Raw genomic sequence first — 12436 nt, 5'->3', positions numbered from 1 at the left:
TATGAAAGATTTTAAAAAGCCACCGTTTAAACAAAAAGCCATCGCGCTTGGATTTACCTTCGGTGTCCATGTGATTGCTGTTGTTGGCTTACTTTATCTTGGTATGAGTAAACCACCAGAACCACCAAAGCAAATTAGAACTGTGCTCATCAAACCTGAGGACTTAAAGCCTGTTACGCTTGAAGAAACAGAGTTTACTGAAACAGCACATGAAAATGTAGCCAAAGAAATCACACAAACTGCTCCGCCCACTGTAGAGCCTGCACCTGTTATCCCAACCGCGCCACCTATAACACCCGTTGTGCCAAAGGTCGACGCTCAAAAAGCAGCAGCGGATGCCAAAGCTGCTGAAGCGGCAGCGCGTAAAGCTGAACTACAGCAGCAGATTCAGGCACGTGCAAAGGCAGAAGCTGAAAAACTACAAGCTCAGCAAGAACGTGCTGCTGCCCGTGCAGCGGAGCAAGCTAAAAATGCGGAGAAAGCCAAAGCAGATGCAGCGGCGAAAGCCGAAGCAGACGCCAAACGCCGAGCAAACTTAGAAGCATTGAAAAAAGCAGAGGCAGTACAAAAAGCGAAGCTAGAGGCACAAAAGAAAGCGGATCTCGCTAAAAAGCAGAAGCAAGACGCTGATACAAAGGCCAAAGCAGATGCAGATAAAGCCAAGGCTGCCGCTGATGCAAAACGTAAAGCCGACGCGGACAAAGCAAAAGCCGCCGCTGATGCAAAAGCCAAAGCAGACGCCGATAAAGCCAAGGCAAATGCCGATGCGAAAGCTAAAGCAGATGCAGCGAAGGCCAAAGCTGACGCCGATGCGAAACGTAAAGCTGATGCGGATAAAGCTAAGGCAAATGCTGATGCAAAAGCCAAAGCCGATGCAGAAAAAGCCAAGGCTGCTGCTGATGCAAAACGTAAAGCCGATGCTGAAGCAAAAGAACGTGCAGCTGAAGAAGCACGTGCTTCATCTGCAAAACAAGCTGCCGAAGAAGCCGCGCAAAAGAAAGCTGAAGCAAAGCAAATTGCTTCAACAGCTAAGCGCGACTTTGAAAATAAAATTAAGCGTGCATGGGATACCCCAGCAGGTTCAACGGGTAAAACCGCGACTGCACGTGTCACGCTTTCAGAGAGTGGCGCTGTACGCTCTGTGATCGTGAGCTCCAGTGACCCTGACATGAAAGCCAGCGTCGAAGCAGCTGTTCGTTCTGCTGCACCCTATCCAATGCCTTCAGATCCAGAAGCGCGCCGGCAAGCACAAAGCTTTACCTCATCCTTTACTGCGAAATAACCCAAATCCCTCTGAACAATCAGGGGGATTTTTCCAGCCCTATTCACAGTATTTTTACGTACTCAAATAACTTATTTTATATACGTTTAATCTGTTTTAGCTTTCAATAACAATCAGTGCAATATCTTTAAGTTCAGTCGAGATTTCACTCCATATAAGCAAACCGCCACTCTCCCTTATCACACATATCTACTTATGCGTTTTTGCATTTACGCTTAAACGACTTAATTCTTACTCATTTTTCACAGTGTTATAACAGATCAGTCATAATTTCATGCTTTTAATATTAGAAAATCATGCCATTATGTAGAACAATTAAACCCACAATAAAAGCCGTTTGTTTGAGTAAATAACGAATGATGGAAATGACGCGTAAACACCTTCTTAGCCTAGCCATTTTAACTGCTTTCAGTCCAGTCTTAGTGACTCAAGTGCATGCTCAGCTTCATTTAGAAATTGCAAAAGCACCTGAAGAAGCGCCTAAAATTGCAATCGTACCTTTTAGCAATGACAGTAGCCTCTATCCTATTATTGAAACAGATTTAAACCGCTCAGGGAAATTTACCAGCGCTTCAAAAAATTTACCTGCAACAGCCAGCATGAATAATCCGAACGCAGCCAACTGGCAAGCAGCTGGTGTTCCATATGTCGTTACAGGAACAGTAAAAACCACTGAAAATGGTAGCTACGAGGTTCATTACCAACTGTATGATGTCCAAAAACAACAATATCTTTTAAATGAATTATTAACTGTTCCAGCATCACGCGTTCGTTCTGCTGCACACATGATTAGTGATGCCATTTATCAAGCATTAACTGGTATTCCAGGAGACTTTAGCGGTCGTATTGCTTATGTGCTACGTAATCCAGCTACACCGGAACAACGCTATACACTACAAATCGCGGATACTGATGGTGAGCAACCACGTACAATTTTAACGTCACGCGATCCAATTTTATCGCCTGCTTGGACACCAGATGCCAAGAAAATTGCTTATGTTTCGTTTGAAACCAAACGCCCTGCAATTTATGTCCAAGACCTTTCGACAGGTGCGCGTGAAAAGCTTGCTAGCTTCCGTGGTCTAAATGGCGCACCAAGCTTCTCTCCAGATGGGAAAAGTATGTTGTTCACCGCTTCTATGCATGGCAACCCAGAAATTTACCAAATGAACTTGGAAACCCGTCAACTGCAACGTATGACCAATGACAGTGCTATTGATACTGAAGCACGTTATGCACCAGATGGTAAGTCATTTATCTTTACTTCTGACCGGGGTGGTTCTGCACAAATTTACCGTTATGACTTGGCAAATAGCAGTTATAACCGCCTGACCTTCCGTGGCGCATTCAATGCACGTGGTACGCTCAGTGCCGATGGCAAAAAGCTGGCACTGGTCCACCGCCCAAGCGGTAGTAACTATAAAGTCGCTATTCAAGATTTAAACTCAAGTGTTACAAATATTTTAACGCCAACCAGTTTGGATGAGTCACCAAGTTTTTCCCCAAATGGGCAGATGGTGGTCTATGCAACGCGTGAAGGTTCACGTGGTTTGTTATCGATCATGTCACTGGATGGCCGTTTCCGTATGAATTTACCAAGTGAACAAGGTGAAGTCCGTGAACCCGCTTGGGCACCCAAATAACTTTTTTAATGACTAGTCATTTAATAATCATCAATTTTCATGGAGATGAAGAATGAAATCGATCAAACTTTTAGCCCTTCCAATCTTAGCGACTGCTCTTGTAGTTACAGGATGTGCGAGCCGCAAACCCGCTGCGACAATTGAAGCGGGTCAAAACCCAAATGGTTCAACCACAGTCAATACTCAAGGTCTAAGTGAAGATGCTGCTTTAAATGCACAAAATCTTGCAGGTGCATCGGCAAAAGGCGTAACTGAAGCCAACAAAGCATTTTTAGCAAAACGCGTTGTGCATTTTGACTATGACAGTAGCGACCTCAGCAATGATGATTACCAAACGCTACAAGCTCATGCGCAGTTCTTAATGGCAAATGCAAATTCGCGTGTGGCGTTAACAGGTCATACCGATGAGCGCGGTACACGTGAATACAATATGGCATTGGGTGAGCGCCGTGCCAAGGCGGTTGAAAGTTTCTTAATCACCACAGGTGTGAGTCCAAACCAACTTGAAGCCGTTAGTTATGGTAAAGAAATGCCAATCAATGCAGGCCATGACGAAAATGCATGGAAAGAAAACCGTCGCGTAGAAATTAACTACGAAGCAGTACCACCACTTTTAAAATAATGCTGGTATCACAACTGAAATAAAAAAAGCGCTCCTTTCGATGAGCGCTTTTTTATGACTTAAACTTGTTCAGGCTTGGGATTTTCATCAGATTCTTCAGCATGTTGCATAGATTCAATCATGTCATGTTTATTGAACTTTTTATACTCAGCTTTTGCTTCGTAGTCTTGCCACGCTTTTTTCACGCTATCGTCTGAAATATCATCTAAGTTAATCCCTTCGCTCGGCGTTGGAGTCGCATCAAATTTTTGCGTTGTCATTGTTGTGCTCCTATTTTTACCTGATATTCCTTCCATCAACATAGCACTTTCCACAAGACTTGCAAGGGTAAAATCGCAGCAAATAGTCGAGTTTAATTGTTCTTTTGTCTCGTTCTCGACTAAAATATAGCGCAATGTTGATTTTGTTACGTATTCAAGTTTTAGTGGAGTCCTCCCCCTTATGTCATATCTCAATCTGTCCCAATTTTTACAACAACAAACGGGAAATCTTACGCCTGAATTGGCACAAGTGATTAGCACCATTGCTGCCACTTGCCAAACCATCGATCAAGCTTTACAAAAAGGTGCTTTAGCAGGTGTTTTAGGTAGCGCGCAGCATGAAAACGTGCAAGGTGAAGAACAGAAAAAACTGGATGTGATTTCAAATGATTATTTGATTGATGCTCTAAAAATCCACCCACAAGTTGGTGGTTTAGCGTCTGAAGAATTGGATGAATTCACACCAGCTCAAGAAAATGGCAAATATTTAGTTTTATTTGACCCTCTTGATGGTTCAAGCAACATCGACATCAATATGTGTGTGGGTACTATTTTCTCAATCTTGCCTGCAAAAAATGCAGTGACACAAGCTGAAGACTTTATGCAAGCAGGCAACCAGCAAGTTGCTGCAGGTTATGTGCTTTATGGCCCATCAACCATGTTGGCATTAACAGTCGGTGCAGGCACAGTATTCTTTACCTTTGACCCAGAAACTCAACAATTCTTGCTCACCTCTGAAAATATTCAAGTGGCAGCAGATACCAAAGAATACGCCATTAACTCATCAAACCAACGCCACTGGGAAAACCCAGTAAAACGTTATATTGAAGAACTTCTCGCAGGTAAAACAGGTCCACGTGAGAAAGACTTCAATATGCGTTGGGTGGCTTGTATGGTGGGCGACATTCACCGTATTCTTTGCCGTAGCGGGATTTTCATGTATCCATACGACCTCAAAGATCCGAAAAAAGCAGGTCGCCTACGTTTAATGTATGAAGCAAACCCTATGAGTATGCTAATTGAACAAGCTGGCGGTGCATCAACAACGGGTCGCGTTCGTATTTTAGACATCGAACCAACTGACCTACACCAACGTGTCCCTGTGATTATTGGCTCTAAAAACGAAGTCGATTTAGTGACCGGCTACCACAACTAATTTTTTTAAATGCGCATAGCCATCTGAAGCGTTATGCGCATGAGTCTCTCCCATGTCAATCGTTTTTCTTGAATCAAAAGACAACCCAAAGATTAAACATCTGCGCGGTTTAATAGAGCAAAGTAGCTACCGTAAAAAGCAAGGTCAAACTGTGCTTGAAGGGACACACTTAGGCTTAGCTTGGGTTGAAAAAAGGAAGAAACTCAATTCTATTTTCACCACTGAAAATGCACTCGAACACCCTGATATTTGCGATATTTTAGATGAATATGAGGGTGCTGTTTTTGTCATTGCTGAAAGCCTATATCGTGACTTAAGCACATTAGGAACCACTTTACCCTTCTTGGCAGTTGTAGACTTACCAAGTTCAAGCCAAAGTGTAGACTTTAGCTTAGATACCTTGATTTTGGAAAACATTCAAGATCCAGGCAATGTAGGTACACTACTCCGCTCTGCTGCTGCGGCGGGTATTAAGCAAGTTATTTGTACCAAAGGTTCTGCTGCACTCTGGTCACCACGTGTATTACGCGCAGGCATGGGTGCACACTTCTCACTCAACACCTATGAAAACGTTGCCATCGAAGATGTACTCGAACGCTTTGAAATTCCAGTGTATGTGACCAGCTCACATCAGGCTGAAAGTTTATATCAAAAAGATTTAACACAAGCTTGTGTCTGGATCTTAGGCAATGAAGGCCAAGGCGTTTCTGACTTTGCTTTGGCACATGCTCAAGCACTGAGCATCCCACAGCCCGGTGGCCAAGAATCACTCAATGTCGCTATTGCGGGTTCAATCTGCTTTTTTGAAATGGTGCGTCAACGACTTTAAAATCGTTAAGTTATATTAACTAAAGTCGGCTCAGCAGAAAAAATAGATTACACTAGAAAAAATAATTACTTGTGTTGTCAACCAAACCATTATTTCCAACGTTATAGGCACATGATTGAGGAAATAATGGTGGGTATCCGATGACAGGATTTTCCATCTCTATGGATTTAGCACCCAAACAGTCTAAAACGCAGGATTCTAGTACTCTTAAGAGTACCGCCGAGTCTCGCCTAAAAAACTTCATGCAAGAAGTGACTGGTCGTGCGTTAGTAATGATGGAAAGTGCTACCCAAAACCAGCAGGGTATCGCCATGGATTTGGTGCAAGAAGCCTTTATTTCATTACACAAATCTTATTCCGATCGATCTACGGAAGAATGGTATCCCCTGTTCTATACCATTCTAACCAACAAATTACAGGATTGGCGTCGTAAAGAAGCACGTCGAGCACAACCGTTTTCTTTCTTCAAAAAAGTCAGTCTTGATGATGACGATTTTGAAGTCAATGAGGTGGTCGATGAAAGAGCGCTGAATCCTTCAGACTTTTTAAGTCAAGCTGTCACTGCGGATGAAATTCAAGAAGCCATTGCTGGTCTTCCTGTTCGTCAACAGCAAGCATTTATGTTACGTGCATGGGAAGGTTTTGATACCGCAACCACTGCGCAAATCATGAATTGTTCTGAAGGCAGCGTTAAAACTCATTACCACCGTGCGATTCAAGGCTTACGCAATGCTCTCGCACATTTGAATCCACATCTAGGAGGATCATCCGAATGAAAGATGATTTCTTAAAGCAAGTAACCTCCAAACTTGATGGGCTCGCGCAACACCACAAAAACAAACCCGTGGTGATGCAACATGTTCTTGATGATATTCAAGATCAAAAGTCCTCACGTTATGGCCTTTGGAAAATGTCTGGTTTTGCTTTAGCTGCGGCTATTGCTGGCTTTGTCGTACTTCCAAACTCTGTAACCCTTGATGAAAAACCACATAACCAAGTGGTTTCGACTCCTAAACTTTCACCTCAAATGGTTGAAGATTTAGAAATGTTATTGGTTTTAGGTGAGGACACTGTTCCACATGGCAGCTAAACGTGTCGCTTTCGCACTTTGCACGCTAGGTTTTTTACAAACCAGTTTTGCAGGTTTTGATCGTTTTTGGATTTTTTCTAAAGATGCAGATACTCAAGTGTCTGAAACATGGGAATCGTTGTCTGAAGAAGAACAGCGTGCGTTGATTCAACGTTACCAATCTCTTAAAGAACTGCCCGATGCGCAAAGTGCAGCCCTGCAACAACGTATGGACTGGTTTACTCAGTTACCTGAGCAAGAAAAGCAAAAAATGCGTGACACTTGGCAACAGATGAGCACCCAAGAACGACGTGATTTACGTGTACGCATGCAAAAAGCAGATGCAGATGAACGCGTGAATATTCGAAATGAATATATCAACAAGTACATCCATAGCAACACTGCTACACATTAAGATGCCTAGCCGAATATAAATACTATAGAAACGCTAATAAAAAATGCCTCATGTGAGGCATTTTTTTATGCTTACATTTATATTTTTCGTCGTTGTCTAAACCACGCTAATGACAACAATCCAAGCACCCCAAGACCACCCATTGAGCCACCACCACCGCCACTCGCTTCCGTATTGGTATTTTTAGCAGTGTTCGTAAAATACATCATCGCAGATTTAGACTCTTCAGCCTCTGCATCATAGATCACATATTCAATTTCATAAGGGAATGGACTGAAATTATTGCGGACTTCAACTTCAATATTCCCACCATAACATACATATTTTTCATATTCCCCCGGACAAGAACCTGTATGTTCTGGCTTAATATTAATGCCTGCATCCTGACGTACAATACGAAGAGCAAGATCCTTTCCATTCGCATCACGGTGAAATGCTGGACGCTGATGTTCTGCCGCGACTGTACTAATCGGCCCATCACCATCATCACTATCATTTGCAAGTGGATTTACATTGAGTTTTAAAGTGCCACCATAATTCAGGGTGTATTCATCCGTTTTGGCAATCGGTTGTATATTGCTAAACTCCGCTTTTAAAATCCCCGAAGATGTTGCCTGCGTAGCCTTACTCTTCACGCTATATTGGCAATAGACATATTCTGTGCTGGTTGTAGGCTTACCATCGCTGCGGTAAATCATGATTTGTTTTAAATCATCCTTCCACTCACAGCGTAAAGTTAGATCCGCTCTGAGTTTTGAGGTATCCAACACACCATCTTTGGCGCTGAGAACACCTACACCTAATACCTGAGTTTCAGTAATGGTATAATTCTCAGTGTTCATTTCTTTTAAAGCCGACGTTCCATCAGCAGTGTTGACCACAGCCTCATCTTGCAAGACAAACTGAAAGGGATCGACATAAATCGCTCGGTATTTTTGATGTAGTTTGGTTGCCGCTAAAAGCTCTTTATAACGCTTTAACTCTTCATTAAACTCGATCAAAAAGTCTGGATTGGTGTTTTTATCGGCGATTAATTCTTCCAATTCCTTAATATTATTCTCATACGCCTGAAGACGTTCTGCCTGCGAGGTATTTTTCAAATCAGCAATATCCGCTGCCGCTAAACGACGTAGCTCAACCGACCCAATATCGCAACTGTTGGCTTCCGCAGGTGCTAACATCAATGTTCCGTCGACAATACGATCTAGACCGCGCTGATCACTGTCATTACAGCTCAATTTACTGTTGGTATCGAGTAAATCAACTCCACCACTATTCACTTTCGGGAAATACATTGGGCGGAATAAATTATATTTCGATGGCGAAGTTAAAGAACTGAGTAGACTTCCAATAGCCACATTTTTCACATCAATATTAGTATCTGTCGTACCATCGAGTATTCGTGCACTTGCTGCCAGTTCACACTGACTGGTCGCCGTATCAAACGCATTGTAACCAGCCGTCACACCTGCATAATATTTATCGGATAGTGTCTGAGAACCGACATAGCGGCATGATGTGTTTCCATTATATGCAAGCACATTGTAATACAACGACTTCATACCGAAATCGTCATAATCCAAAACAGTTGCCGCACTGTTTTCTACAATAGTGTTATTTGACAATAAGAAATTACTTTCAAGACTCAGATTATGCTCTCGGGTATTGACGGCATACAAAATGCTCCCGTTTACGGTACTCGCAGTATTTTTTGCAATGGTATTATTCGCCATAGCAACTTTTGGGTTACCACAAAAATCGAATGTATTTAGATTCGATATCTGACCATTTGAAATAATACTATTCGCTCTAAACTCTATATTGGTTTTTACATCCAACAGCCCTGCATAACATTGCATTGCAAGAACACTACCCACAGGCGCTTGGTTGCCTTGTAATACACTATTATTTACAGTCACCTGATGCTCACCAGGACCAACGAGATAGAGTGCTCCACCTTTTTTATCGGACTTTGAGTTTAGAATTTGTACATTATTTAAGGTTAATGCTCCACCGACCAGTAAAGCACCGCCTTCATCTGCCGAATAACCATTTTCTAGAATGACATTCTCTAGCGTCAAACTGGTCTTAGTAATGGTATTAAATAAACGTGACTTTCCACCCGCATCAATCCGTGAAGTCAACTCACCTAGGGCAGGATACTTAAAAGTGATGGGATTTTTTTCACGATCTAAATATGGGCTTTTCCCAAAAACCACCACTTTAGACTCGGGAACAATTTCCTTATTCAGTTTATACGTCCCAGCTTCTAACTGAATATAATCGGTTTGACCTGAACCCGTATTCCCAGCACTACAGCCACCATAAGCCTTATTTAAGCTGGCTGTTTTGATTGCCTCACGGAGTGAACATTGATTCATGTTTACATTATCTTCATCTTCAAATGTGTTGACATGAATTGTTCTATCTTCTGCAGCCATTAATGTCATAGCAGCTACCACCATGACACTCAATAATCCTTTTTTAAAGTGTTTCATGTTTGCCCTTTTCTTTTTATTTTCGACGCAGCAAAATTAAAGCAAATAACCCCAGTAAGCTCAGAATACCCGCGCTTCCCCCAGAGGTTTTAATTTTGTCACTTTCCATATGATTTTGCGGTTCTTGTACAATTTGTACATTCACTTCGACGAACGGAATATTTTCATCAAAACGTGTCGTGGTTGTGACCAGCTGTAACCTGAATATATCAGCACCATGCCATGCTCCATTTGGCGTGTAAGTAATATTTCCTAGTTCATCAATCACCACTTTGCCTTTGGATACCGTTTGCGTCTGCTGCACCCGCATACAACCCGGTTGCCACTCTTCACCATTTGGCGCTTTAGCCGATTTGAACAAGCTTGCACATTCGGTTTTGGACAGTAGATCACTATCTCCAAGCAGATCTGCAACAGAAAGTTTAGCTACTTGCCCCGCAATCAGATCTTCACCAATTAAGCTAATGGTCGTTGGGACCTCAATCTCGATTGCACCACGGTCACAAAAGGTATTGTTCGTATTTCGATTCACACCACGTTGATCTGAATTTTCACAGCCAATTAAAGAATCCGTTGTATTTACAACCACTTTACCCTTGTTCACAATTGGAGAATCTAACCAATGCGTCTGACTCATTAAAATGCGTGGACGGATATAGCCTAAAAATTTTTGGTTGGGAACAATATAAGGACACAATAAACTGTCAGCATCTGCAGACATGGTTTTACACTCACCCACCACATCACTGCCTGCAATCAAAGCGCCAGACCAAAACTCATTCGGATAATAACTCGCACCACTGCCACAGTCACTTTGCGTGACTAAGTTGTTCTGAAGAACTGCTTTACTTAAATCCCCAGCACAGTTTTGTGTGATGGTATTTTCAGCATTCCCTAAAACTATACTATTGGCCAGATAAGCCAAGTTTGTAGATGGATTGAAATAAATCCCTTTACTGTTTCCCACCACCGTTAAGTTATTCAAAGCCATGCCATCTCGGACATTGACGACATAACCTGTATTTTTCACAAAGGTACTACTGACCAGACGTGATGTTAAACTGGATAAGGTCGTGTCTTCTTTAACCGCTGCATTATTGACAGAGTAAATATTGGCACTGCTTGCGTCTGTTGTTTTATTTTCTTTGAAAACTGAATTATAAATCCGAAAAGAAGGCGCGTCCCCATACAAAATAGCACCTTGTGCCGCTTGGTTTTGTTCAACTAAAGTAGAGCGAATTTCGACTAGACTACGACTGGTACCATCTTCGAGCAAGGTTGCGACATTGTAAATCGCACCCCCTTTCCCTGCAAAACCACCTGTTAATTTGACGTACTCAAGACCTAAATATTCATTGTTATAAATTAAACCACCTTGATTCACACCGCAGTCTTTCGCACAGCCCTGTAGAGTAACATCTTTTACTAAAACACGAATTAAAGCATTCTCAGCATTATCAACCCTTAATAAATTGTCAGAACCATTCATTTTTAAGATAGCATTACTTAAACCCTGAACAGTTTCTTCCCCCACAGAACTGTCATAACTTGTTCTGAGTGTTAAATCTTTTTTGATCGCAAGATGGGTATTTAGCAAATAGGTTTTATTTTTCTCAAGCATGACGGTGGAAATGGCATCTTTGCCCCCGCAGCCATAATAACCCGCCTCAGGCATACCTTGATTAATATAGTCGATAGCTTCGCGAAGTGAACATTCCGTGTCATTTTTGACAATATCGTCAGTGATGGTCACTTTAATATTGTCCGAATAGGCATGACTCGCCACCAATAGCGTAGCTACACCTATGCTCTTCTTGAGCATAACGATCTCCTTGCTTTTATTTTATCTTTTCTTTTTATTCTTAGATTGCAAAATCCCTGCAATATCTAACAATTTTTCGTACTCTGTCACAGCTCGGACAATTTCTCAAGTAATATTATGATTTACCGATATTCGTCAATTAGCGCATAAATTTGTCTGAGATTTGCATTACTCAGTTTGGTTTTCTCACCTTTTAACAGTTGAATTAGTTGTTCTAAACTTTGCAATAATACCGAGGTTTGATGCGGCCCATGTGCGAGTAAATAATCAATAATTTGTTGATCGATATGAATCCCACGACGCGACAAAACCGACATCACCAATGTAGAACGATCGGCATACAAACTTCCGTTTGGTACTTTCACACTTACAGCTTGTGTCAGGCGAGATTGTAAATCGGGTAGTTCCAGTTTTAATTCAATCGGCGCAACACGAGAAGAGAACACCAATTGGCCGCCTTCTTCGTTATTGTAGTTGATCAGGTGAAAGACTGCTTTCTGCCAATGTGGCACACCGCTTATGGCTTCGATATCATCTAATGCGACAAGATCAAAACGCTCTAAAGAAGTAATTGCTTCTGTTGGGGCATCCAACAGTTCAAGTAGTGAAACTTGAATCGCTGTTTTACCCACATCCAAATAAGAATCACAAATTGCTGAAAGTAAATGACTTTTTCCAGAACCTGCACCACCATACACATAAAAACGATTCATTAAACCCGCATGTAACTGACGAATCGCATCGATAACATGCCCCCATCCCGGCCCAGAAAAATCACTGATTCGGGCATCGAGTTGGGGTTCAATATCTAGTTGCAATTGACGCATGCTGGGTTGTGTA

12 protein-coding genes are annotated in these 12436 nt (G+C 42.0%); 8 read left to right on the top strand and 4 right to left on the bottom strand.

What is annotated here, in order from left to right; all coding sequences use genetic code 11:
* Position 1 precedes the first annotated feature (1 nt).
* From tolA to pal, 3 genes are all read left to right on the top strand, one after another.
* On the top strand, positions 2 to 1282 hold the full coding sequence (gene tolA, locus MN200_RS06125) for a cell envelope integrity protein TolA (protein WP_242760326.1): 1281 nt from the start codon (positions 2 to 4) through the stop codon (positions 1280 to 1282).
* A gap of 359 nt (positions 1283 to 1641) precedes the next feature.
* Positions 1642 to 2925 carry a Tol-Pal system beta propeller repeat protein TolB gene (tolB, locus tag MN200_RS06120; protein WP_171522876.1) on the top strand — a complete coding sequence of 428 codons (1284 nt, stop codon included), beginning with the start codon at positions 1642 to 1644 and terminating at the stop codon, positions 2923 to 2925.
* Positions 2926 to 2977: 52 nt separating this feature from the next.
* On the top strand, positions 2978 to 3547 hold the full coding sequence (pal, locus tag MN200_RS06115; RefSeq protein WP_004693879.1) for a peptidoglycan-associated lipoprotein Pal: 570 nt from the start codon (positions 2978 to 2980) through the stop codon (positions 3545 to 3547).
* A 59-nt stretch (positions 3548 to 3606) separates the two neighbouring features.
* Here the strand turns inward: pal and MN200_RS06110 are convergent, their stop codons facing one another.
* On the bottom strand, positions 3607 to 3807 hold the full coding sequence (locus tag MN200_RS06110) for an NF038105 family protein (protein WP_004980614.1): 201 nt from the start codon (positions 3805 to 3807) through the stop codon (positions 3607 to 3609).
* Between the two features lie 181 nt (positions 3808 to 3988).
* Here MN200_RS06110 and MN200_RS06105 point away from each other — a divergent pair, with 181 nt between their 5' ends.
* The 5 genes from MN200_RS06105 (at position 3989) to MN200_RS06085 (ending at position 7276) form a co-directional block, all read left to right on the top strand.
* Positions 3989 to 4963 carry a class 1 fructose-bisphosphatase gene (locus MN200_RS06105; protein ID WP_078389694.1) on the top strand — a complete coding sequence of 325 codons (975 nt, stop codon included), beginning with the start codon at positions 3989 to 3991 and terminating at the stop codon, positions 4961 to 4963.
* A 52-nt stretch (positions 4964 to 5015) separates the two neighbouring features.
* Positions 5016 to 5792, top strand: a complete 777-nt coding sequence (locus tag MN200_RS06100) for an RNA methyltransferase (RefSeq protein ID WP_178928056.1) — start codon at positions 5016 to 5018, stop codon at positions 5790 to 5792.
* Between the two features lie 161 nt (positions 5793 to 5953).
* Positions 5954 to 6568: an RNA polymerase sigma factor gene (locus tag MN200_RS06095; protein WP_004693886.1), complete on the top strand. Its 615-nt coding sequence runs from the start codon at positions 5954 to 5956 to the stop codon at positions 6566 to 6568.
* On the top strand, positions 6565 to 6882 hold the full coding sequence (locus tag MN200_RS06090) for a hypothetical protein (protein WP_004693889.1): 318 nt from the start codon (positions 6565 to 6567) through the stop codon (positions 6880 to 6882). The genes MN200_RS06095 and MN200_RS06090 overlap by 4 nt, the downstream gene beginning before the upstream one ends.
* On the top strand, positions 6872 to 7276 hold the full coding sequence (locus MN200_RS06085) for a DUF3106 domain-containing protein (RefSeq protein WP_010326404.1): 405 nt from the start codon (positions 6872 to 6874) through the stop codon (positions 7274 to 7276). The genes MN200_RS06090 and MN200_RS06085 overlap by 11 nt, the downstream gene beginning before the upstream one ends.
* Before the next feature lie 77 nt (positions 7277 to 7353).
* Here the strand turns inward: MN200_RS06085 and MN200_RS06080 are convergent, their stop codons facing one another.
* From MN200_RS06080 to hda, 3 genes are all read right to left on the bottom strand, one after another.
* A complete protein-coding gene (locus MN200_RS06080) occupies positions 7354 to 9774 on the bottom strand; it encodes a CSLREA domain-containing protein (protein ID WP_242760325.1) in 2421 nt (806 codons plus the stop codon).
* Positions 9775 to 9790: 16 nt separating this feature from the next.
* Entirely contained in the window at positions 9791 to 11596 is a 1806-nt protein-coding gene (gene rbtA, locus MN200_RS06075; RefSeq protein WP_242760324.1) for a rhombotarget A, read from the bottom strand.
* Positions 11597 to 11718: 122 nt separating this feature from the next.
* Positions 11719 to 12423 carry a DnaA regulatory inactivator Hda gene (hda, locus tag MN200_RS06070; RefSeq protein WP_058869325.1) on the bottom strand — a complete coding sequence of 235 codons (705 nt, stop codon included), beginning with the start codon at positions 12421 to 12423 and terminating at the stop codon, positions 11719 to 11721.
* Between the last annotated feature and the right edge of the window lie 13 nt (positions 12424 to 12436).

The organism is Acinetobacter sp. LUNF3, assembly GCF_022699605.1.
GTDB lineage: Bacteria > Pseudomonadota > Gammaproteobacteria > Pseudomonadales > Moraxellaceae > Acinetobacter > Acinetobacter johnsonii.
Note: the sequence above shows the minus strand (reverse complement) of the source record. Positions and strands in the feature narration are given on the sequence as shown.

Bases quoted from the DNA above. Each gene is read 5' to 3' on its own strand.
- tolA (WP_242760326.1), top strand. From the start codon at position 2: ATGAAAGATTTTAAAAAGCCACCGTTTAAACAAAAAGCCATCGCGCTT.
- tolB (WP_171522876.1), top strand. From the start codon at position 1,642: ATGGAAATGACGCGTAAACACCTTCTTAGCCTAGCCATTTTAACTGCT.
- pal (WP_004693879.1), top strand. From the start codon at position 2,978: ATGAAATCGATCAAACTTTTAGCCCTTCCAATCTTAGCGACTGCTCTT.
- MN200_RS06110 (WP_004980614.1), bottom strand. From the start codon at position 3,807: ATGACAACGCAAAAATTTGATGCGACTCCAACGCCGAGCGAAGGGATT.
- MN200_RS06105 (WP_078389694.1), top strand. From the start codon at position 3,989: ATGTCATATCTCAATCTGTCCCAATTTTTACAACAACAAACGGGAAAT.
- MN200_RS06100 (WP_178928056.1), top strand. From the start codon at position 5,016: ATGTCAATCGTTTTTCTTGAATCAAAAGACAACCCAAAGATTAAACAT.
- MN200_RS06095 (WP_004693886.1), top strand. From the start codon at position 5,954: ATGGATTTAGCACCCAAACAGTCTAAAACGCAGGATTCTAGTACTCTT.
- MN200_RS06090 (WP_004693889.1), top strand. From the start codon at position 6,565: ATGAAAGATGATTTCTTAAAGCAAGTAACCTCCAAACTTGATGGGCTC.
- MN200_RS06085 (WP_010326404.1), top strand. From the start codon at position 6,872: ATGGCAGCTAAACGTGTCGCTTTCGCACTTTGCACGCTAGGTTTTTTA.
- MN200_RS06080 (WP_242760325.1), bottom strand. From the start codon at position 9,774: ATGAAACACTTTAAAAAAGGATTATTGAGTGTCATGGTGGTAGCTGCT.
- rbtA (WP_242760324.1), bottom strand. From the start codon at position 11,596: ATGCTCAAGAAGAGCATAGGTGTAGCTACGCTATTGGTGGCGAGTCAT.
- hda (WP_058869325.1), bottom strand. From the start codon at position 12,423: ATGCGTCAATTGCAACTAGATATTGAACCCCAACTCGATGCCCGAATC.